Annotated in this window: 17 protein-coding genes and 1 pseudogene; 8 read left to right on the top strand and 10 right to left on the bottom strand. The window is 71.8% G+C overall.

Going from position 1 to position 20,083, the window contains the following annotated elements:
* The first annotated feature begins 33 nt into the window (after nucleotides 1-33).
* The 4 genes from HNR57_RS32900 (at nucleotide 34) to HNR57_RS32885 (ending at nucleotide 2,922) form a co-directional block, all read left to right on the top strand.
* Complete coding sequence (locus tag HNR57_RS32900; protein ID WP_184565915.1) at nucleotides 34-714, top strand: helix-turn-helix transcriptional regulator; 681 nt, start codon at nucleotides 34-36, stop codon at nucleotides 712-714.
* Nucleotides 711-1,691, top strand: a complete 981-nt coding sequence (locus tag HNR57_RS32895; protein ID WP_184565913.1) for a pyridoxal-phosphate dependent enzyme — start codon at nucleotides 711-713, stop codon at nucleotides 1,689-1,691. The genes HNR57_RS32900 and HNR57_RS32895 overlap by 4 nt, the downstream gene beginning before the upstream one ends.
* A 60-nt stretch (nucleotides 1,692-1,751) precedes the next feature.
* Nucleotides 1,752-2,111: a cupin domain-containing protein gene (locus HNR57_RS32890; RefSeq protein WP_184565911.1), complete on the top strand. Its 360-nt coding sequence runs from the start codon at nucleotides 1,752-1,754 to the stop codon at nucleotides 2,109-2,111.
* Nucleotides 2,112-2,217: 106 nt separating this feature from the next.
* Entirely contained in the window at nucleotides 2,218-2,922 is a 705-nt protein-coding gene (locus HNR57_RS32885; RefSeq protein ID WP_184565909.1) for an SDR family oxidoreductase, read from the top strand.
* Here HNR57_RS32885 and HNR57_RS32880 read toward each other — a convergent pair whose 3' ends face one another.
* The 4 genes and pseudogenes from HNR57_RS32880 to HNR57_RS32865 form a co-directional block, all read right to left on the bottom strand.
* A complete protein-coding gene (locus HNR57_RS32880; protein WP_184565906.1) occupies nucleotides 2,923-4,281 on the bottom strand; it encodes a vWA domain-containing protein in 1,359 nt (452 codons plus the stop codon).
* A complete protein-coding gene (locus HNR57_RS32875) occupies nucleotides 4,278-5,135 on the bottom strand; it encodes an AAA family ATPase (protein WP_184565904.1) in 858 nt (285 codons plus the stop codon). Before HNR57_RS32875 ends, HNR57_RS32880 begins: the two co-directional genes overlap by 4 nt.
* 335 nt (nucleotides 5,136-5,470) lie before the next feature.
* On the bottom strand, nucleotides 5,471-6,781 hold the full coding sequence (locus HNR57_RS32870) for an FtsX-like permease family protein (RefSeq protein WP_184565902.1): 1,311 nt from the start codon (nucleotides 6,779-6,781) through the stop codon (nucleotides 5,471-5,473).
* A 3-nt stretch (nucleotides 6,782-6,784) separates the two neighbouring features.
* Nucleotides 6,785-7,571, bottom strand: a pseudogene (locus tag HNR57_RS32865) (ABC transporter ATP-binding protein).
* 160 nt (nucleotides 7,572-7,731) lie between these two features.
* On the opposite strand from HNR57_RS32865, the gene HNR57_RS32860 reads away from it, so the two are divergent.
* On the top strand, nucleotides 7,732-8,526 hold the full coding sequence (locus HNR57_RS32860; RefSeq protein WP_184565900.1) for an SDR family NAD(P)-dependent oxidoreductase: 795 nt from the start codon (nucleotides 7,732-7,734) through the stop codon (nucleotides 8,524-8,526).
* Here HNR57_RS32860 and HNR57_RS32855 read toward each other — a convergent pair.
* The 6 genes from HNR57_RS32855 to rhaI all read right to left on the bottom strand — a co-directional run bounded on the left by HNR57_RS32855 (nucleotide 8,502) and on the right by rhaI (nucleotide 16,232).
* A complete protein-coding gene (locus HNR57_RS32855; protein WP_184565898.1) occupies nucleotides 8,502-9,152 on the bottom strand; it encodes a LutC/YkgG family protein in 651 nt (216 codons plus the stop codon). The genes HNR57_RS32860 and HNR57_RS32855 overlap by 25 nt on opposite strands.
* Nucleotides 9,149-10,627, bottom strand: coding sequence for a LutB/LldF family L-lactate oxidation iron-sulfur protein (locus tag HNR57_RS32850; protein WP_184565896.1), 1,479 nt, complete (start codon nucleotides 10,625-10,627; stop codon nucleotides 9,149-9,151). Before HNR57_RS32850 ends, HNR57_RS32855 begins: the two co-directional genes overlap by 4 nt.
* Nucleotides 10,624-11,379 (bottom strand): (Fe-S)-binding protein, encoded by a 756-nt coding sequence (locus HNR57_RS32845; protein WP_184565894.1) that lies wholly within the window; start codon nucleotides 11,377-11,379, stop codon nucleotides 10,624-10,626. Before HNR57_RS32845 ends, HNR57_RS32850 begins: the two co-directional genes overlap by 4 nt.
* A gap of 68 nt (nucleotides 11,380-11,447) precedes the next feature.
* Complete coding sequence (locus tag HNR57_RS32840) at nucleotides 11,448-12,896, bottom strand: rhamnulokinase (protein ID WP_184565892.1); 1,449 nt, start codon at nucleotides 12,894-12,896, stop codon at nucleotides 11,448-11,450.
* Nucleotides 12,893-14,932 carry a bifunctional aldolase/short-chain dehydrogenase gene (locus HNR57_RS32835; RefSeq protein ID WP_184565890.1) on the bottom strand — a complete coding sequence of 680 codons (2,040 nt, stop codon included), beginning with the start codon at nucleotides 14,930-14,932 and terminating at the stop codon, nucleotides 12,893-12,895. Before HNR57_RS32835 ends, HNR57_RS32840 begins: the two co-directional genes overlap by 4 nt.
* A gap of 139 nt (nucleotides 14,933-15,071) precedes the next feature.
* On the bottom strand, nucleotides 15,072-16,232 hold the full coding sequence (gene rhaI / locus HNR57_RS32830; RefSeq protein WP_184565888.1) for an L-rhamnose isomerase: 1,161 nt from the start codon (nucleotides 16,230-16,232) through the stop codon (nucleotides 15,072-15,074).
* Between the two features lie 261 nt (nucleotides 16,233-16,493).
* Between rhaI and HNR57_RS32825 the strand changes: the two genes are divergently transcribed.
* The 3 genes from HNR57_RS32825 to HNR57_RS32815 are packed head-to-tail and all read left to right on the top strand — an operon-like array spanning nucleotide 16,494 to nucleotide 20,036.
* The gene (locus HNR57_RS32825) at nucleotides 16,494-18,011 is read left to right on the top strand and encodes a sugar ABC transporter ATP-binding protein (protein WP_184565886.1); all 1,518 of its coding nucleotides are present in this window, start codon (nucleotides 16,494-16,496) and stop codon (nucleotides 18,009-18,011) included.
* Nucleotides 18,008-19,048 (top strand): ABC transporter permease, encoded by a 1,041-nt coding sequence (locus tag HNR57_RS32820; RefSeq protein ID WP_184565884.1) that lies wholly within the window; start codon nucleotides 18,008-18,010, stop codon nucleotides 19,046-19,048. The genes HNR57_RS32825 and HNR57_RS32820 overlap by 4 nt, the downstream gene beginning before the upstream one ends.
* Nucleotides 19,041-20,036 (top strand): ABC transporter permease, encoded by a 996-nt coding sequence (locus HNR57_RS32815; RefSeq protein ID WP_184565882.1) that lies wholly within the window; start codon nucleotides 19,041-19,043, stop codon nucleotides 20,034-20,036. Before HNR57_RS32820 ends, HNR57_RS32815 begins: the two co-directional genes overlap by 8 nt.
* The last annotated feature ends 47 nt before the right edge of the window (nucleotides 20,037-20,083 follow it).

The following is a 20,083-nucleotide window of genomic DNA, read 5'->3' as shown; positions in this document are numbered from 1 at the left end:
TGGTCTAAAGTGGTGAGGGTGAGAGGGGGCGGGATGGACAGAGGAACGAACGCTGAGCGGGACGCGATCCTCGCCGCGCTGAGGCCGGTCGTGGAGGGCGTCGCCGCGACCTTCGGGCCGGTCTGCGAGGTCGTGCTGCACGACTACCGGAACCCGGAGAAGTCCGTGGTCGCCGTGGCCGGTTCGGTGACCGGGCGGGCGGCCGGCGGGGCGATGAGCGAGATCGGCCTGCGCGTCCTCGCCCGCGGTGACGAGGCAGCCGACGAACTGAACTACATCACCCGCACCCGCGACGGGACGCTGGTGAAGTCCTCGACGATGGTGTTGCGCGACTCCACGGGAGCCGTGTTCGGCGCCCTCTGCGTCAACGTGGACGTCAGTGCCGTCACTCAGGTCCACGGCCTGCTCGGTGCGCTCGCCGGGCTCGGTACCGCCCCGGCGGAGCTGCCGACCACCACCTTCGGCAACGACATCGACTCCGTGGTCGACGCCCTCGTCGACGCTCACCAGTCAAGGCAGCGGGGCAGCTGGGCGGAGCTCGGCCGGGCGGAACGCGTGGAGCTGTTCGGCGGACTGGACACCCGTGGTGTCTTCGCCGTGCGCGGCGCCGTCGAGCAGGTCGCCGCCCGGCTCGGCATCTCCCGTGCCTCCGCCTACAACTACCTGTCCCGGGCCCGGGCGGCCCACGACACTTCCACCGGAGGACCCGCGTGACGACCACCACCCCACCGGTCACCCTCGACGACGTCCGGGACGCCGCCGCCCGGCTCAAGGGCGTCGCCCACCGCACGCCCGTGCTGCGCTCCCGCACCCTGGACGCGCTCGCGGGCGCGGAGATCTACCTGAAGTGCGAGAACTTCCAGCGTGTGGGCGCCTTCAAGTTCCGCGGCGCCTACAACGCCGCCTCCCGCCTCACCCCCGAGCAGCTCTCCCGTGGCATCGCCGCCTACTCCTCCGGCAACCACGCCCAGGCCGTCGCCCTGGCCGCCCGCGAGCTGGGCACCACCGCCGTCATCGTCATGCCCGAGGACGCCCCGCCGTCGAAGCGGGCGGCCACCGCCGGCTACGGCGCCGAGATCGTCACATACGACCGCTACACCGGTGACCGCGTCGCCGTCGCCGAGGCCCTCGCCGCCGAGCGCGGCCTCGCCCTCATCCCGCCGTACGAGCATCCGCACGTCATGGCCGGACAGGGCACGGCCGCCCTCGAACTGCTCGAAGAGGTGGGGGAGCTGGACGCGCTGCTGACGCCGGTCGGCGGCGGCGGGCTGATGGCCGGCAGTGCCACGGCCGCCAAGGGCCTGTATCCCCGCATCCGGACCGTCGGTGTCGAGCCGGAGACCGGGGACGACACGAAGCGCTCGCTGGAGGCGGGCCGGCGCATCAGCATCCCGGTCCCGCGCACCATCGCCGACGGCCAGGCCCTGCACACCCCCGGGGAGCTGACCTTCTCGGTCAACCGGCGGCTCCTCGACGACGTCGTGCTGGTCACCGACGACGAGATCCGCGACGCGATGCGCTTCGCCTTCGAACGCCTGAAGACCGTCGTCGAGCCGAGCGGCGCCACCCCGCTGGCCGCCCTGCTCACCGGCCGGGCGGGCACACTGCCGCGCCGGGTCGGCGTGATCATCTCCGGCGGCAACGTGGACGCGGCGCGCTTCGCCGAGCTATGCGGCAGCGCCACACCCTGATTGGCGCCGCCCACCGCACGGACGGACGATGGAGGCAAACCCTCACGGAGGAGGAGCGTCATGCTGGAAGTGAAGACGCTCGACAAGCCGGACGAGCGGCGTGACTACCCCCGAGGCCACCTGGAAGCCGTCCACATGACGGGACTGGACTTCGCCGTGGCCACCTTCGAACCGGGCTGGCGCTGGTCCGAGTCCGTGGCCCCGATCGCCGGGACGGACAGTTGCCAGATCCATCACAACGGCTATGTCGTATCGGGCCGTATGCACATCCGCATGGACGACGGCGCCGAGAGCGAGGTGGGCCCGGGCGACGTGTTCGTCTGCGCACCCGGCCACGACGCCTGGGTCGTCGGTGACGAGCAGTGCGTGGTGTACGACTTCGCGGGCAGCATGGCCAAGGACTACGCCAAGAAGGACTAGCCAGTACCGCAGGGACCCCTCCTTGCCCATGGAAACCGATCGGTTTATGCTTCCCGGCATGGGAAACCGATCGGTTTCCACGCTGTGCACGCATGAGGGAGTTCCCATGACCGCCATCGAAGGTTCCGTCGCCCTGGTCACCGGAGGCAGCCGCGGTATCGGCCGCGCGCTGGTCGCGGCCCTGTACGAGCGGGGTGCGCGCAAGGTGTACGCCACCGCCCGCGACCCGCGCACCGTCACCAACCCCGACGCCGTGCCGCTCGCCCTTGAGGTGACCGACCCCGCGTCCGTCGCCGCCGCGGCCGAGCAGGCGCAGGACGTCACCTTGCTGATCAACAACGCCGGCGCGTCGGTGAACGCGAACTTCCTCGACTCGCCCGTCGAGGACGTGCGCCGCGAGTTCGAGACCAACTTCTACGGGCCGCTTCTGGTGACCCGGGCCTTCGTCCCCGTCATCGAGCGCAACGGCGGCGGCCACATCCTCAACGTCCACTCCGTGCTGTCCTGGATCGGCCTGGCGGGCTCCTACAGCGCCTCCAAGGCCGCCTTCTGGTCGCAGACCAACTCGCTGCGCCTGGACCTGAAGCCGCGCGGGATCGACGTCACCGGCCTCCATGTCGGCTACGTCGACACGGACATGACCGCAGGAGTCGACGCCCCCAAGTCCACGGCCGGCTCCGTCGCGGCCCAGGCCCTCGACGGCATCGCGTCCGGCGCATACGAGGTCCTGGCCGACGACCTCTCGCGCCAGGTCAAGGCCGGTCTTGCGGCCGACCCGGCCGCCCTCTACCCGCAGCTCACCGCCGCCTGATCACACCGGCAGCAGCCGCGCCACCAGCGCGCTCAACTGCCGGGCGTTGCGGCATTCGTGCATCTCCACCAGCCCGGCGTAAGCGGGCGCGACGGAGTCACCCGTGCCCCAGCGCGAGCGCTGCTCGGGATTGAGCCAGTGGACGCGGCGGGCGCGCTCGGCGATCTGCCGCAGGGCGGGCAGGTTGGGATCGCTCCGGTTCGTGCGGGCGTCACCGAGGACGAACACGGTCGTGCGGGACCCGACCGCGTCCGCGTACCGCTCGGCGAACTCGCCCAGCGCCATGCCGTAGTCGCTGCTCCCGTGATAGCCCGTGACGGCCGCCTCCCCCTGGATGCGCGCGCCGAGGCCCTCCGGGTCGGCCCTGCCGTGCTCCAGCAGTCCGGTCACCTCGTCGATCCGGTTGACGAAGGCGAACACCCGCACCTTGCTGAACTGGTCGTGCAGCGCCTGCACCAGCAGCATCGTGAAGTCGGAGAAGCCGGAGACCGACCCCGACACATCGCACAGCAGCACCAGTTCGGGACGCGCGGGACGCCGTCTGCGCAGCACCGGCTTCATCGGCACCCCGCCCGTCGACAGCGAACCGCGCAGGGTGCGCCGCAGATCGATCGTGCCCCGGGAGGCACGGCGGCGCCGGGCGGCCAGCCGGGTCGCGAGCTTGCGGGCGAGCGGCTGCACCGTCCTGCGCAGTTCGGCCAGCCGGTCCTGCCCGGCGAACAGGAAGTCGACCCGGTCGGCGGTCGGGGCCACCGCCCGCCGGGCGATCTCGTCCCGGCCGCGCCGCTCGGCGACCCGCCGCCGTGCCTCGGCCGCCACCATGGCCCGGAAGGTGTCGATGCGCCGCCGGATCTCGTCCTCCAGCAGCCGGTCCGCGAACCCCGTACTCCCGCCCTGCCCCCGGACGTTGTCGCGCACCCGGGCCAGCAGTGTCTGCGGCCGCAGCCGTTCGAGTGTCTGGTACGACGACCAGCCGTCCGACTCCGGCGAGGAGCCGTAGCCGCCGAAACCGTCGACCGCCTCGATCGCCAGCCGGCCCAGCATCTCCTGGTCGCCGGCGGTCAGGGCGTCGGCCAGCCGGTCCCGCAGGTCCTCCCGTCCCGCCGCCCGCTGCCCCGGGCCGCCGACACCGCGGGGGAAGTAGAGGTCGAAGACCGAATCGAACACCTGCCGTTGCCCGGGCCCGTGCAGCAGCGTCGCCGCCAGCCCCTCGCGCAGCAGCTCCCGGTCCGCGAGGCCCAGCTCCCCGACCGCCCGCGCCGCGTCGACGCTCTCGCCGGTACCGATCCGCATGCCGTGCGCGCGCAACGCCCCGACCAGCGACGTCAGCCGCTCGGCGACGCCCGGCGGCGTCGTCACAGGGCGTCCAGGTCAAGCTTGGCGGATGCCTTGAGGACGTCGTCCTGATGCTTGAGGAGCACTCCGAGCGTCGCCCGCACGACCGTCTCGTCCAGCGAGCCGGCCCCGAGCGCGAGCAGGGTGTGCGCCCAGTCGACGGTCTCGGCGACCGACGGCACCTTCCGCAGGTCCATCGCCCGCAGCGCGCCCACGACCCGGACGACCGAGCGGGCCAGCGCCTCGTCGAGACCGGGCACCTTCAGCCGGACGATCCGGCGCTCCAGCTCCTCGTCCGGGAACCCGATGTGCAGGAAGAGGCAGCGGCGGCGCAGCGCCTCGGACAGCTCCCGGCTGGCGTTGGAGGTGAGGACGACGAAGGGCCGGCGCGTCGCGCTGATGGTGCCCAGCTCGGGAACGGTCACCTGGAAGTCGCTGAGCACCTCCAGCAGCAGGCCCTCCACCTCGACGTCCGCCTTGTCGGTCTCGTCGATCAGCAGGACCTTCGGGTCGTCGCCCCGGATCGCGGTCAGCAGCGGCCTGGTGAGCAGGAACTCCTCGCTGAAGATGTCCGTACGGGCCTCGTCCCACGTCTCGTCGCGGCCCGCGCTGATGCGCAGGAGCTGCTTGGCGTGGTTCCACTCGTACAGGGCGCGGGACTCGTCGACCCCCTCGTAGCACTGGAGGCGCACCAGCCGGGCTCCGGCGACCTCGGCGACCGCCTTGGCGAGCTCCGTCTTGCCGACGCCGGCCGGGCCCTCCACCAGGAGCGGCTTGCCGAGCCGGTCGGCGAGGAAGACGGTCGTGGCGACGGCGGGCGAGGCGAGGTAGCCGGTCTCGGCGAGGCGCGCGGAGACGTCGTCGACGGATGTGAACAACGGAGCCTCCAGGACGGCGGCGTCGGACGGACGGGGCACTATCTAAGCGCTTGTTCACCCACGCTGTCACGGGGTTCCCGGGCGAGCAGTCGGTAAAACCGATCGGTTTCCCCGGAGTCCGGGGCGAGGTGATCTCGCCCGTACGGCCACAACCGGCGACGCGTCCACGCGGGACCGGCTCCTCGACGCGGCGGGTTCGAGGGGGCCGGTGCCCGGGCCGGGGCGGGGATCGAGACGCCGGACGGCCTGACCACGACGACCGTGACCGCGCTGCTGGGCGCCTCCGGCACGCGGTGAAGGGGCGGCCGCCGAAGCGGCTGCCCCCTTCACGGGGCTCACGCGGCCGACGCCACCGCCCGCACCGCCGGAGTGCGCAGCACCCGCCGGGCCGTGAGCAGACCGGTCCCCGTCGTCACCGCCGCGGCGATCCCCACGACCGCGAGCCACACGCCCAGCGCCTGCTCCGGCAGCACCGCGTCCGTGCGGACCACGGTGAACGGGACGATCCCCGCCAGCGCCGCCGCGGTGCCGAAGAAGACACCGACGACCGTCAGGACCAGCCCCTCGGCGCCCACCACGCCCAGCACCTGCCCGGGAGTCGCCCCCGCCAGCCGCTGCTGCCCGAACTCCCGCTCGCGGTAACTGGTCGCCGCGTACAGGGAGTTGACCAGCATGACGCAGACGAAGACCACGATGATGCCGACCACCGTGAGGTTGAGCGTCTCCAGGTTCTTCGCGTCGACCGACTTCACCGCCCCCGAGGCGGCGACGGCGTCGTTCTCCACCGCCTGCATGGTCAGCGTCGCCGTGGCGACCGCGGTGAACAGGATCAGCGACATCAGGATCCCGGCGAGCTGCCCGGCCCGCTCCCGCAGGTTGCGCGCCGCCAGCCAGCCGCTCGCACCCCCCGGCGGCAGCCGGTCCAGCACGGCCGCCAGCAGCCGCGGCGCCTTCAGGGCACACCCGACGGACAGCAGGATCGCCCCGTACGCCGGAGGCGCCATCAGTGCGGCGTCCGTCGCCGAGAAGGCGAAGGTCGAGGTCGCCGCCGCGGCGCCGGCCAGCAGCGCCGCCCAGGTCAGGGCCGTCCGGGCCCGGCCCCGCCGCCGGCTGCGGCCGCTCGCCCGCCGCACGGCGAGGAACGCGGCGCCCACGGCGGCGAGCAGCGTGATGGGGAAGCCGGTCAGGAACGCCACGGGCCCGAAGGAGAACTCGACGGACCGTGCGACCTGGCCGCTGTCCTGGAACACCGCCAGCAGGGCCCGGCCGCCGAGCATCGCCGGGCCGGTCGCCAGCGCCGCACCGGCCAGCGCCACGGCCACCGCCTCACCCACGACCATCCCCTTGATCTGCCCCGGAGTCGCCCCCGAGCAGCGCAACAGCTCCATCTCGGCGGCCCGCTGACGCACGTTCACCGTCAGCGTCGAGGCGATCGCGAAGAACACCAGCAGGGTGCCGTAACCGCCGACCACGCCCGCGGCGGTGGCGAGCGTCTCCGAGCTGACCGCGTCCACGCCCGGCTGCCCGGCCGTGTCGTGCATCGCGTTGAACGTCATGATGATCGTCGCGCCCAGGAACGCGGACAGCAGGGTCGCGAGGAACCGCCCGGGCCGCTGCCGGACCGACCGCATCGCCAGTACGAACATGACTCACACCCCCGTCGGCACGTCGTCGCCCAGGTGCGCCAGCCGCTCGGCGACCCTGTCCGGCGTCGGGGCGTCCATCCGGCCCGCCAGCCGTCCGTCGGCGAGGAACAGCACGGAGTCGGCGTAGGAGGCGGCGACCGGATCGTGCGTCACCATCACCACCGTCCGGCCGTGCACCCGCACCGCGTCCTGGAGCAGCCGCAGCACTCCGCGCGCGCTGCGCGTGTCCAGCGCGCCCGTCGGCTCGTCCGCGAAGATCACCCGCGGTTCGGTGACCAGCGCCCGGGCGATCGCCACCCGCTGGCGCTGACCACCGGAGAGCTGATCGGGCCGGTGCCCGAGCCGGTCGCCGAGCCCCACGGCGGTCAGCACGTCCCGGACCCGCCGCCGGTCCACACGCCGCCCGGCCAGCTTCAGCGGCAGCACCGTGTTCTGCGCGACGGTCAGGGTGTCCAGCAGGTTGTACTGCTGGAAAACGAACCCGATCCGCCCGCGCCGGAACCTCGTCAGCTCGGCCTCGCCCCCGCCCGTCAGCTCGGTGCCGTCGACCCGCACGATGCCGCTGTCGGGCCGGTCGAGACCCGCCGCGCACTGCAGCAGGGTCGACTTCCCGGAGCCGGACGGCCCCATCACCGCGGTGAAGGTGCCCCGCTCCAGGCCGAGCGTCACCCCGTCCAGGGCGGTCAACGGCGCTGCCGGCGCTCCCGTAGGTCTTGATCACCTTGACCAGCCGCAGCGCCTCGGCCGCCGGTCCCGTGTCCTGGTCCTGTCGTGGTCCGGTGCGCACCATCGTCGTCGTCCCCCCTTCGTCCGACACGCCCTGTGTCTCGCCCTCGACGCTACGGAGCGGGGGACCTGACCACACTGGCCGCAGAACCCGTATCGGGGGGTGTACCCAGCGACACCCCGCGGGTACTCGGCCGCTCCCGTACGGAAAGGGCTGACACGGCATGCAGATCGATCTGAAGGGCCGCACCGCTCTGGTCACCGGCTCCACCCAGGGCATCGGCGCCGCCATCGCCGCGGGGCTCGCCCGGTCGGGCGCCCGGGTGGGTGTCAACGGCCGCACGCCCGCCCGGGTGCGGGAGGCGGTCGACCGGATGCGGGACGAGGTGCCCGGCGCCGACCTGGTGCCCGTGGCCGCCGACGTCACCACCGACGAGGGCGCCCGGCAGGCGGTGGACGAGCTCGGGCAGGTCGACGTCCTCGTCAACAACCTCGGCGTCTTCGAGTCCGCCGACCCCCTGGAGATCGGCGACGAGGAGTGGCGCCGCTACTTCGACGTGAACGTCCTGTCGGCCGTGCGCCTCACCCGGCTCGTCCTGCCCGGCATGACCGAGCGCGGCTGGGGACGTGTCCAGTACATCGCCAGCGACTCGGCGGTCGTCATCCCCGCCGAGATGATCCACTACGGCATGTCCAAGACCGCCCTGCTCGCGGTGGGCCGGGGGTTCGCCAAGCAGGCGGCCGGCACCGGCGTCACGGTGAACTCGGTCATCGCGGGCCCGACCCACACCGGCGGTGTCGAGGACTTCGTCTACCAGCTCGTCGACCGCGACCTGCCCTGGGACGAGGCCCAGCGCGCGTTCATGCGGCAGCACCGGCCGCAGTCGCTGCTCCAGCGGCTGATCGAGCCGGAGGAGATCGCCAACATGGTCGTCTACCTCGCCTCCGACCACGCATCGGCGACCACGGGCGGTGCCCTGCGGGTCGACGGCGGCTACGTCGACTCGATCCTGCCCTGACCGACCAGCACCACCTCCAGAGTGCGCGGCCCGTGCACCCCCTCGACCCGGTCCAGCTCGATGTCGCTGGTCGCCGACGGTCCGGAGATCCAGGTCAACGGGCGGGCCGGGTCGAGGCGTTCGAGGCCCTGCGGCACCGACGACACGACCTGCCCAGGCACCCGCACGACGCAGATGTGATGGTCCGGGACGAGGGTGATCCGGCGGCGGCCCTGGTCGGGCGAGCCGTCCAGCACGATGGTGCCGGTCTCGGCGATGGCGACCGCACAGGCCGTCACCACGCTGTCCACGCGGTCCAGTTCACCCGGAGTGCTATCGGCCCGGTCCGCCACCCGCGGCACACCGGTGGCCGCCAGCCATTCCTCGTCCAGCCCGGGCGGCACCAGGACCGACGACGCCCCGCGCTTCTCCAGGAGCCCCGCGATCACCCCGGGCAGCCCCTCGATGTCCGTGCGGTGCACGACCGCCCGGTAGTCCGCCAGGTTCTCGGCGAGCAGCTCCACCGTCTCCGCGACGGTCCGCCGCCCGTGCTCGCGCAGATAGTCCCGCGCGATCGGCGCCTCGTCGGCCGGCGCGTCCGCCAGCGCGCGCCGCACCCGGCCGAGGATCCGTTCCCTGCTGTTCACCTGTCCCCGTCCTTCCCACCGTGAGTCCGCTGCCACCAGTCCCGGAACGGCTCGGCCGGCACCGGCGGCAGCTCCCGGGTCGCGCTCCAGGCCCTGCCCGGGCCCGGCAGTGTCCGGGGATGGAAGCGGCGGGACCGGGAGGCGGCGCGCTGGCCCGTGCGCAGCGCGCCCGGGTGGGTGAAGGCCCAGCGGGCCGCACGCATCGCCGCCCGCTCGGCGGCATGCCCCTTCGCCGGCCGCAGCACCACCTTGTTGCCCTCGCGGGTGACCTCCCCGCCCTGCACGACCCGCTCCCGCAGATGCACCAGCACCTCCGGGATGTCGATGGCGACCGGGCACACCTCGTAGCACGCCCCGCACAGCGAGGACGCGTACGGCAGCGAGGCGTCGATCTCGCTGCCGGTGCCCCGCAGTTGGGGACTGAGGATCGCGCCGATCGGCCCCGGGTACACCGAGCCGTAGGCATGGCCGCCGGCCCGCTCGTACACCGGGCACACGTTCAGGCACGCCGAGCAGCGGATGCAGCGCAGCGCCTGCCGGCCGACCTCGTCGGCGAGGGTGTCGGTGCGGCCGTTGTCCAGCAGCACCAGATGGAAGGTGCCCGGGCCGTCCTGATCGGTCGTGCCCGTCCAGGTGGACGTGTACGGGTTCATGCGCTCGGCGGTGGAGGAGCGGGGGAGCGTCTGCAGGAAGACCTCCAGGTCCTGCCACGTCGGCACGATCTTCTCGATGCCGACGACCGAGATCAGCGTCTCGGGCAGGGTCAGGCACATCCGGCCGTTGCCCTCGGACTCCACGACCACCAGGGTGCCCGTCTCGGCGACCATGAAGTTGGCGCCGGAGATGCCGACCTTGGCGCGCAGGAACTTCTCCCGCAGGTGCAGCCGGGCCGCCTCGGCGAGTTCCGCCGGTGTGTCGGTAAGACCCTCGGGAGCGGGGCGGCCCCACTCGCTCATCTCACGGGCGAAGATGTCCCGGATCTCGCCCCGGTTGCGGTGGATGGCCGGGACGAGGATGTGCGAGGGCCGGTCCTTGCCCAGCTGCACGATCAGCTCGGCGAGATCGGTCTCGTAGGCGTGGATGCCCTCGGCCTCCAGCGCCTCGTTGAGCCCGATCTCCTGCGTGGCCATCGACTTGACCTTGACGACCTCCCTCTCGCCGGTCATCTTCACGAGCTGGGTGACGATCTCGTTGGCCTCGGCCGCGTCGGCGGCCCAGTGGACGATGCCGCCCGCCGCCGTGACCGACTCCTCCAACTGCTCCAGGTAGTGGTCGAGATGGCGCAGCGTGTGGTCCTTGATCTGCTTGCCCGCCTCCCGCAGCTCGGCCCAGTCGGACACCTCCGTGACGGCCTTCGCCCGCTTGGCGCGGATGGTGTGCGTGGCGTGCCGCAGATTGCCGCGCAGGGTCGTGTTGCCCACGGCCTCCCGCGCGGCGACCGGAAACGCCGGCATGCCGAGATACGTCCCGCTCATACGGCCGGTTCCTCCTCCGTGCTCGCCAGGATCTCCGCGATGTGCACCGGCCGCATGCCGGTCCGCAGCCGGGCCATCGTCCCGCCGATGTGCATCAGGCAGGAGTTGTCGGCCGCGCACAGCACCTCGGCGCCCGTCGACTCGGCGTTGCGCACCTTGTCGGCGCCCATCGCCGCCGAGACGTCGGGATTCTTCAGCGCGAAGGTGCCGCCGAACCCGCAGCACTCGTCGGCCCCCGGCAGCTCGACGAGTTCCAGGCCCTTCACCGCCCGGAGCAGCCGCCGCGGCCGGTCCCCGAGCCCGAGTCCGCGCAGCCCGTGGCAGGTCGGGTGGTAGGTCACCGTGTGCGGGTAGTACGCCCCGACGTCCGTCACGCCCAGCACGTCGACCAGGAACTCCGTGAGCTCGTACGTCTTGGGCACCACCGGCGCCAGCGTGGCCGCGAGGGCATCGCCACGCCCTTCGGCCCGGGCCCGCTCGCCCATCCGCGGATACAGCTCGCGCACCATCGCCCCGCACGACCCGGACGGTGTCACGATCGCCTCGTACTCGCCGAAGACATCGGAGAAATGCCGGGCGAGCGGCTCGGCCTCGTGACGGTACCCGGTGTTGTAGTGCGCCTGTCCGCAGCAGGTCTGCGCCATCGGGAAGTCGACGTCGACACCCAGCCTGGTCAGCAGTTTCACCACGGCGCGCCCGGTGTCCGGATAGAGCGTGTCGTTGACACAGGTCAGGAACAGGGCGACACGCATCGCGGCTCCTAGGGGTTGATCATCGGATGTGCAGCGTAGTCCGGGGACACGTCGTGGGGGAGACCCCGTCAGGCCCCGGCGAGCCGGGCCTGCGCGGCCTGCCACCGCTCGGTCCCGCCCCGCGGCTCGTACCGGGTGAGCGGCTGGGTGTTCACGAGCAGCCGCCGCATCCCGGGCAGGTCACCGACCAGCCCGTGCGCCCGCGCCTGCACGAGGACGTTCCCGAGCGCGGCGGCCTCGGTCGGCCCGGCCACCACCGGCAGCCCGCACGCGTCGGCGGTCAGCTGGCACAGCAGGGCGTTGCGCGTGCCGCCTCCGACCACGTGCACGACGTCGACCGCGTGTCCGGCGAGCCGCTGGGCGTCCTGGACGGCCTTGCGGTGGGCGAGCGCGAGGGAGTCGAGGATGCAGCGCGTCACCTCGGCCGGCGACCCGGGCACGGGCTGTCCCGAGACGCGGCACGCCTCGGCGATCCGCTCCGGCATCCGCCCGGGTGCGAGGAACGCGGCGTCCCCCGCGTCCACGACCGAACGCAGCGCCGGAGCCTTGGACGCCTCCAGCAGCAGCGCGCCCAGATCCGGGTCGCCCCAGGCCCGTACGCACTCCTGGAGCAGCCAGAGCCCCATGATGTTGCGCAGATAGCGGACCGTGCCGTCCAGCCCCAGCTCGTTGGTGAAGTTGGCCGCCCGGCTCTCCTCGGTCAGCACCGGCGCGTCCAGCTCCAGACCCGCCAGCGACCAGGTGCCTGTGCAGATGTAGGCGAACCGCTCACCCGAGGCGGGTACGGCGGCGACCGCCGAGGCGGTGTCGTGCGACCCGACGGCCGTCACCGGCACGGGACCGCTCAGCCCGGTCTCCTCCAGCACCGCGTCGCGCAGCAGCCCCGCCGGATCGCCGGGGTGCCGCAAGGGCGCGAACAGCCCCAGGTCGATGCCGAGCCGGGAGGCGACGTCGTACGCCCAGCCGCGCGTCCCGGGGTCGATCAGCTGGGTCGTGGACGCGTTGGTCAGCTCCGTGCCCTGCTCGCCGGTCAGCCAGTACGTCAGCAGGTCCGGCATCAGCAACAGCCGCCGGGCCTGCGCAAACTGAGCCGTGGAGCGGGCGGCGGTGAGCTGGTACAGGGTGTTGAAGGGCGCGTACTGCAACCCGGTCGCGGCGTACAGCTCCTCGGCGGGGACGGTCGCCCACACCTTCTCCGCGACACCCTCGGTCCGGGGGTCCCGGTAGTGCACGGGATTGCCGAGCAGCGCCCCGTCCGCGTCCAGCAGCCCGTAGTCCACGGCCCAGCTGTCGATGCCGACGGAGTCGACCTGCCCCGCGGCCCGCAGCCCGTCCAGCACTCCGGCGTACAGCCCCAGCACGTCCCAGCGCAGCCCCTCGGGCACCCGGACGGGCCGGTTGGGGAAGCGGTGCGCCTCGGCGAGCTCCAGGCTGTCCGTGCCGACGCGGCCGACCATGACGCGCCCGCTGGACGCGCCGAGGTCGACCGCGGCGTACGACTTCACGGCGGCGCTCATCGCAGGAAGGCGGCCGCTACGCCGGCGTCGACGGGGACGTGCAGGCCGGTGGTGTGCGTGAGGTCCCCGCCGGTCAGCGCGAACACGGCGTTGGCCACGTGCTCGGGGAGCACCTCGCGCTTGAGGATGGTGCGCTGGGCGTAGAACTCGCCCAGCTTCTCCTCCTCCACCCCGTACACGGCGGCCCGCTTGGCTCCCCACCCGCCGGCGAAGATCCCCGACCCGCGCACGACACCGTCCGGGTTGACCCCGTTCACGCGGATGCCGTGCTCGCCCAGCTCGGCGGCGAGCAGCCGCACCTGGTGGGCCTGGTCGGCCTTGGTGGCGGAGTAGGCGATGTTGTTGGGACCGGCGAACACGGCGTTCTTGGACGCGATGTAGACGATGTCACCGCCCAGCTCCTGGGCGATCATCACCCGGGCGGCCTCCCGCGACACGAGGAAGGACCCGCGCGCCATGATGTCGTGCTGGAGGTCCCAGTCCTTGGCGGAGGTCTCCAGCAGCGGCTTGGAGATCGAGATGCCCGCGTTGTTGACGACGAGGTCCACCCCGCCGAAGGCCAGCACGGCCGCGCGGAACGCCTCGGCGATCTGCTCCTCGGACGTGACGTCCACCGTCACCGCGACGGCCTTGTCGGGTCCGCCCAGCTCCTCGGCGACGGCCTCGGCGTTCTCCGTGTTGAGATCGGCGACGACCACACACGCGCCCTCGGCCACGAGCCGGTGCGCGATGGCCTTCCCGATCCCGCTCCCGGCACCCGTCACCAGCGCCACCCGGGTCGCCAGCGCCTTGGGCTTCGGCATCCGCTGGAGCTTGGCCTCCTCCAGCGCCCAGTACTCGATGCGGAACTTCTCGGACTCCTCGATCGGCGCATAGGTGGAGACGGCCTCGGATCCGCGCATCACGTTGATGGCGTTGACGTAGAACTCGCCCGCGACCCGGGCGGTCTGCTTGTCCTTGCCGAAGGAGAACATGCCCACGCCCGGCACCAGCACGATCGCCGGGTCGGCGCCGCGCATGGCGGGGGAGCCGGGCTCGGCGTGCCGCTCGTAGTAGGCGGCGTACTCCTCGCGGTACTCGGTGTGCAGCTCCTTCAGCCGGGCGATCGCCTCGTCGAGCGGCGCGCCCGGCGGCAGGTCCAGCACCAGCGGCCGCACCTTGGTGCGCAGGAAGTGGTCCGGGCAGGACGTCCCCAGCGCGGCCAGCCGCGGGTGCTCGGCGCTCGCGAGGAAGTCGAGGACGACCTCGGAGTCGGTGAAGTGCCCGACCTGGGGCCGGTCCTGTGAGGCGAGGGCGCGCACGTACGGCGCGAGGGCGGCGGCCCGCTCCCGCCGCTCGTCGGCACCCAGCGCCGCGTACCCCTCGATCACCGGACCGAAGGGCTCGGGCCTGCCCCGCTCGGCGAGGAACGTCTCGGCGGTCCGGATGAGGTGCAGCGAGTTCCGCTCGCACTCCTCGGAGGTGTCACCCCAGGCGGTGATCCCGTGGCCGCCGAGAACGCACCCGATGGCCTGCGGATTGGCCTTCTTCACCGCGGCGATGTCCAGCCCGAGCTGGAATCCCGGCCGCCGCCACGGCACCCAGACCACACTGTCCCCGAAGCACTCGGCGGTCAGCTTCTCCCCGTCGGCGGCACAGGCGAGCGCGATCCCCGAGTCGGGGTGCAGATGATCGACGTGCGCGGCCTCGACCAGCCCGTGCATCGCGGTGTCGATGGACGGAGCGGCCCCGCCCTTCCCGTGCAGGCAGTAGTCGAACGCGGCGACCATCTCGTCCTCGTGCTCCACGCCCGGATAGACATCGACGAGCGCCCGCATCCGGTCGAGCCGCAGTACGGCGAGCCCGGCCTCGGTCAGCGTCCCGAGGTCGCCCCCGGACCCCTTGACCCACATCAACTCGACGTCCCCACCGGTGACGGGGTCGGTCTCGGTGCCCTTGGCGGAGGCGTTGCCCCCGGCGTAGTTCGTGTTCCGGGGATCGGCCCCCAGCCGGTGCGACCGGGCGAGCAGAGCGTCGGCTTCGGGATGAACAGCCATGCCAGTTCCTTTTCAAGAGAGAGGCGGTGGGGTTCTTGCTTCCAGGGGCGCGGGGCTGCGTTTGATCTGCGGCTCCGCCGCGGGGCGCGATCAACGACAGACAACCCGCGCTCCGCGATCAACAGATCTCGGCAGACGCTTACGCCCCCCACCCCGCCTGCTGCCCACCAACCCGCTCGGCCACGATCCGCTCACCCCACCCGGACCGCCGATACGCGGCAAGAGGCTCGGGGTCCAGCCCCATCTCCTCCCGCACCTCCCGCAGCAACGGCCGCACATCCGTGTTGTACGCGTCCATCACCACGGCATTCGCCTCCAGCACGTCACCACCGCGCTGCGCCGCCCCCAGGGCGTCCCCGTCGACCAGCAGCGCCTTCGCCGTGGCCTCCTGCACGTTCATCACCGACCGGATGATCGCCGGGATCTTCGCCTCGATGTTGTGGCACTGGTCGAGCATGAACGCGACCTCGGGTGAGAACCCACCGCCCCGCACGACCTCGTACATGATCCGGAACAGCTGGAACGGATCCGCGGCCCCGACCATGAGGTCGTCGTCCGCGTAGAACCGGGAGTTGAAGTCGAACCCCCCGAGCTTCCCCTCACGCAGCAGGGTCGCCACGATGAACTCGATGTTGGTCCCCGGCGCGTGATGCCCCGTGTCGACGACGACCTGCGCCTTCGGCCCGAGCTTCAGACAGTGGGCGTAGGCGGTGCCCCAGTCGGGCACGTCCGTCGTGTAGAACGCCGGCTCGAAGAACTTGTACTCCAGCAGCATCCGCTGCCCGTCCCCGAGCCGCTCGTAGACCTCGGCCAGCCCCTCGGCCAGACGGTCCTGGCGCCCCCGGATGTCGTCCTGGCCGGGATAGTTCGTCCCGTCGGCGAACCACAGCTTCAGATCCGCCGAACCCGTCGCATCCATGATGTCGACGCACTCCAGCAGATGATCCACGGCCTTCCGGCGCACCGAGGCCTCCGGATGGCAGATGCTCCCGAGCTTGTAGTCGTCGTCCTGGAACGTGTTGGAGTTGATCGCCCCGAGCTTCACCCCGCGCTGCTCGGCATGCTTGGCCAGCGCCGCGTAGTCGTCGACCTCGTCCCACGGGATGTGCAGGGCCACCGTCGGGGCGACGCCGGTGAACTCGTGCACCTTCGCCGCGTCGTCCAATTTCTCGAAAGGAGTGCGCGGTACACCCTGCTGCGCGAACACCTTGAACCGCGTGCCCGAGTTGCCGTACGCCCACGACGGCGTCTCGACGGCCTGTGTCTTGAGAGCGGCCTTCGCCGCGGCGAGCTCGGTCACGTCAGGCTCCTGTGACATCGGGTCGTGACGACCACTGAATGAAACGATTCAGGACGCGAAGCTATGGGTCCCCCGAAGGGGTGTCAACCCCTCGGGCCAAGGCGGTTTCCCGTGATCCATGCGTGCCCTTCGGTCCTCGAAACTTTTTCGACCGGAACCCATTGACGTGACATGCGCGGCCCGCCTAACGTCCCGGCAACCCAGTTGAAACCTTTCACGACGCCGAGAGGGCCGACCCGCCGGCGTCGTCGAGGAGCCCTCATGACCAACCCGTCCACCACGGGTCCGGCCCCGGTTCTCGCACTGAAGGACGTCTCCAAGTCCTTCGGCGCGGTCCGCGCACTGCGGGACGTCTCCCTGGAGCTGTTCCCCGGGGAGGTGCACGCACTCGCCGGTGAGAACGGTGCCGGCAAGTCCACCCTCATCAAGACTCTCGCCGGGGTGCACCGCCCGGACGCCGGCCAGGTGCTGCTCGACGGTGCGCCCGTCGCCTTCCACGGCCCCGGCGACGCCCGAGACGCCGGCATCGCCGTGATCTACCAGGAGCCCACGCTCTTCCCCGACCTGTCGATCGCCGAGAACATCTACATGGGCCGCCAGCCGCGCCGCGCCCTCGGCCGGATCGACCACAAGGCCACCCACAACGCGACGGCCGCCCTGATGGAGCGCCTCGGCGTCGAACTCGACCCCGACCGGCCCGCCCGCGGTCTGTCCATCGCCGACCAGCAGATCGTCGAGATCGCCAAGGCGCTCTCCTTCGACGCCCGCGTCCTGATCATGGACGAGCCGACGGCCGCCCTCACCGGCAGCGAGGTCGCCCGCCTCTTCGGTGTCGTGCGCACCCTGCGCGACCAGGGCGCCGCCGTGCTGTTCATCTCCCACCGGCTGGAGGAGATCTTCGAGATCTGCCGGCGGGTCACCACCCTGCGCGACGGCGCCTGGATCGCCAGCGAGCCCCTGGAGGGCATGACCGAGGACGACCTCGTGCGCCGCATGGTCGGGCGTGACCTCGACGAGCTGTACCCCAAGCAGGAGGTCGAGCCGGGCGAGGTCGCCCTGAGCGTGCGCCGGCTGACCCGCGAGGGCGTGTTCACCGACGTCTCCTTCGATGTCCGGCACGGCGAGATCGTCGGCCTGGCCGGACTCGTCGGCGCCGGGCGCACGGAGGTCGCCCGGGCCGTCTTCGGCATCGACCGCTGGGACGCCGGCGACGTCACCGTCCGCGGCAAGGCCCTGGTCAACGGAGCGCCCTCTACCGCCATGGCCGCCGGACTCGCCCTGGTCCCCGAGGACCGGCGCGCCCAGGGCCTGGTGATGGACATGTCCATCGAGCGCAACATCGGGCTGACCGGGCTGCGCACGACCGTGAAGGCCGGGCTCATGGACCGCGGCGCCGAGCGCAGCCGCTCCCTCGACTGGGCCGTCAAGCTCCAGGTGAAGTACGCCCGGATCGCCGACACCGTCAACACGCTCTCCGGCGGCAACCAGCAGAAGGTCGTGCTCGCCAAGTGGCTGGCCACCGGCCCGAAGGTACTGATCGTCGACGAGCCCACCCGCGGCATCGACGTCGGCACCAAGGCCGAGGTGCACCGGCTGCTGTCCCAGCTGGCCGCCGACGGCGTGGCCGTCCTGATGATCTCCTCCGACCTGCCCGAGATCCTCGGCATGGCCGACCGCGTGCTGGTGATGCACGAGGGCCGCCTCACCGCCGAGATCCCCCGCACCGACGCCACCGAGGAAACCGTGATGGCCGCAGCCACCGGGAGGGCCGCCGCATGACGGTCGTCACCCCGCAAGAAGCCCCCGTGGCCGACGTCCCCAGGTCGAGCGGCACCCGGCTGGTCGACCGCGTCTTCAAGATGCGCGAACTCGCCATCCTGGTCGTCTTCCTGGTGATGATCGCCATCACCCAGGCCGGCAACAGCGAGTTCCTGTCCGAGCAGGGCATCAAGGACCTGCTGCTGAACGCGACGATCCTCGTCCTGGTCGCCACCGGCCAGTCCCTCGTCGTCATCACCCGCAACGTCGACCTGTCCGTCGGATCCACGCTCGGCATCAGCGCCTTCGCCGCCGGCGTCCACCTCCAGGGCGGCGGCAACCCGGTCGTGGCGATCGCGCTGGCCGTGTTGCTCGGCATCGGCTTCGGCCTGCTCAACGGACTGCTCGTCAGCCTCGGCCAGGTGCCCGCGCTCGTCGTCACCCTCGGCACGCTCTACATCATCCGCGGCATCGACTCCATCTGGGTCGGCTCCCGGCAGATCACCGCGGCCGACCTGCCCGGCGGGTTCGTCGACTTCGGCTCCGGCGGCATCTCGGCGGTGCCGTACCTGGCGCTGATCGCGCTGGCGGTGCTCGTCGCCACCGCCTACTACCTCAAGCACTTCGCCAGCGGCCGCGAGCTGTACGCGCTCGGCTCCAACCCCGAGGCCGCCCGCCTCGCCGGCATCCCCGTCCGCAAGCGGATCCTCGCCGCGTACACCTTCTGCGGTGCCCTCGCCGGACTCGCCGGCGCGATGTACCTCGCCCGGTTCGGCAACGTCGACTCCGGCACCGGCAACGGCTACGAACTGACCGTCGTCAGCGCGGTCGTGGTCGGCGGCGTCGTCTTCACCGGCGGCTCCGGCAGCGTCTACGGCGCGGCCCTCGGCGCGCTGCTGCTGACCTCCATCAACAGCGTGCTGCCCGCCCTCGGCGTCAGCTCCGTCTGGGTGCTCGCCATCAACGGCATCCTGCTCATCCTCGCGATCGCGGTCGACCGGATCGTCGCGCTGCGCGTGGCCTCCGCCCTGAAGAAGAGGAACGCCCGCCATGGCTGACATCTCCCCGAGCCGAGCGGCCGGCTGGTCCGGCCTGAAGAGGTGGGATTCCGCCGTCGGCGCCCTGCTCGTCGTGGTCCTGCTGTTCTCCTTCGGCTTCGTCGACGGGTTCGGCAACGCGCTCAACCTGTCGTTCCTGATCGGCAACACGCTGCCGATCGCGCTGATCGCACTGCCGATGACCCTGCTGGTCGTCTCCGGTGAGATCGACCTGTCGGTCGCCTCCACGGCCGGTCTCTCCGGTGCCGTGATGGGCGCCCTGTGGAACCAGGGCATGACCATCGAGACGATCATCCCGATCTGCCTGCTGCTCGGCGTCGGGTGCGGGCTGGTCAACGGGCTGCTGGTGACCCGGCTGGGGCTGCCGTCCCTCGCCGTCACCATCGGCACGCTGGCCGCCTACCGGGGCATCGCACAGATCGTGCTCGGGTCCGACGCGGTGACCGACTTCCCGACGCAGTACCTGGACTTCGCGGCCGGGCGCATCGGTGACACCTTCATCCCGTACGCCTTCCTGCCGTTCCTCGTCCTGCTCGCGATCGCCGTGGTCGCGCTGCACGCCACGCCGTTCGGCCGGTCGCTGTTCGCGATCGGGGCGAGCGAGGAGGCGGCCCGCTTCGCCGGCATCCGCGTCAAGCGCCAGAAGCTGATCCTGTTCACCCTGACCGGCCTGATGGCCTCCCTGACCGGCATCTTCTGGGCGCTGCACTACGCCAGCGCCCGCTACGACAACGCCACCGGCCTCGAACTGTCCGTCGTGGCCGCCGTGTTGCTCGGCGGTATCGACTTCGACGGCGGCAAGGGCACGCTCGGCGGTGCCATCGCCGGGGTGTTTCTGCTGGGGGCGTTGCAGAACGTGATGAGCCTCCAGGACGTTTCCGCGCAGTCGCAGATCGTCGTCACCGGTGTGTTGCTCGTGCTTTCCGTACTCGGACCGCGGGTCGCGCGGCAGATCGCCGTCGTGCGTGCTCAGTCGTCGTCCGGCTGACCGTCCGCTGTGGCTGTTCGCGCAGTTCCCCGCGCCCCTGAAAGACA

The organism is Streptomyces paradoxus, assembly GCF_014202475.1.
In the GTDB taxonomy this organism is placed as follows: Bacteria; Actinomycetota; Actinomycetes; order Streptomycetales; family Streptomycetaceae; genus Streptomyces; species Streptomyces paradoxus.
Note: the sequence above shows the minus strand (reverse complement) of the source record. Positions and strands in the feature narration are given on the sequence as shown.

Coding starts and splice junctions, on each gene's coding strand:
- HNR57_RS32870 (WP_184565902.1), bottom strand. CDS start 6,781: ATGTTCGTACTGGCGATGCGGTCGGTCCGGCAGCGGCCCGGGCGGTTC.
- HNR57_RS32840 (WP_184565892.1), bottom strand. CDS start 12,896: ATGAGCGCCGCCGTGAAGTCGTACGCCGCGGTCGACCTCGGCGCGTCC.
- HNR57_RS32885 (WP_184565909.1), top strand. CDS start 2,218: ATGACCGCCATCGAAGGTTCCGTCGCCCTGGTCACCGGAGGCAGCCGC.
- HNR57_RS32815 (WP_184565882.1), top strand. CDS start 19,041: ATGGCTGACATCTCCCCGAGCCGAGCGGCCGGCTGGTCCGGCCTGAAG.
- HNR57_RS32845 (WP_184565894.1), bottom strand. CDS start 11,379: ATGCGTGTCGCCCTGTTCCTGACCTGTGTCAACGACACGCTCTATCCG.
- HNR57_RS32860 (WP_184565900.1), top strand. CDS start 7,732: ATGCAGATCGATCTGAAGGGCCGCACCGCTCTGGTCACCGGCTCCACC.
- HNR57_RS32890 (WP_184565911.1), top strand. CDS start 1,752: ATGCTGGAAGTGAAGACGCTCGACAAGCCGGACGAGCGGCGTGACTAC.
- HNR57_RS32850 (WP_184565896.1), bottom strand. CDS start 10,627: ATGAGCGGGACGTATCTCGGCATGCCGGCGTTTCCGGTCGCCGCGCGG.
- HNR57_RS32835 (WP_184565890.1), bottom strand. CDS start 14,932: ATGGCTGTTCATCCCGAAGCCGACGCTCTGCTCGCCCGGTCGCACCGG.
- HNR57_RS32900 (WP_184565915.1), top strand. CDS start 34: ATGGACAGAGGAACGAACGCTGAGCGGGACGCGATCCTCGCCGCGCTG.
- HNR57_RS32825 (WP_184565886.1), top strand. CDS start 16,494: ATGACCAACCCGTCCACCACGGGTCCGGCCCCGGTTCTCGCACTGAAG.
- HNR57_RS32820 (WP_184565884.1), top strand. CDS start 18,008: ATGACGGTCGTCACCCCGCAAGAAGCCCCCGTGGCCGACGTCCCCAGG.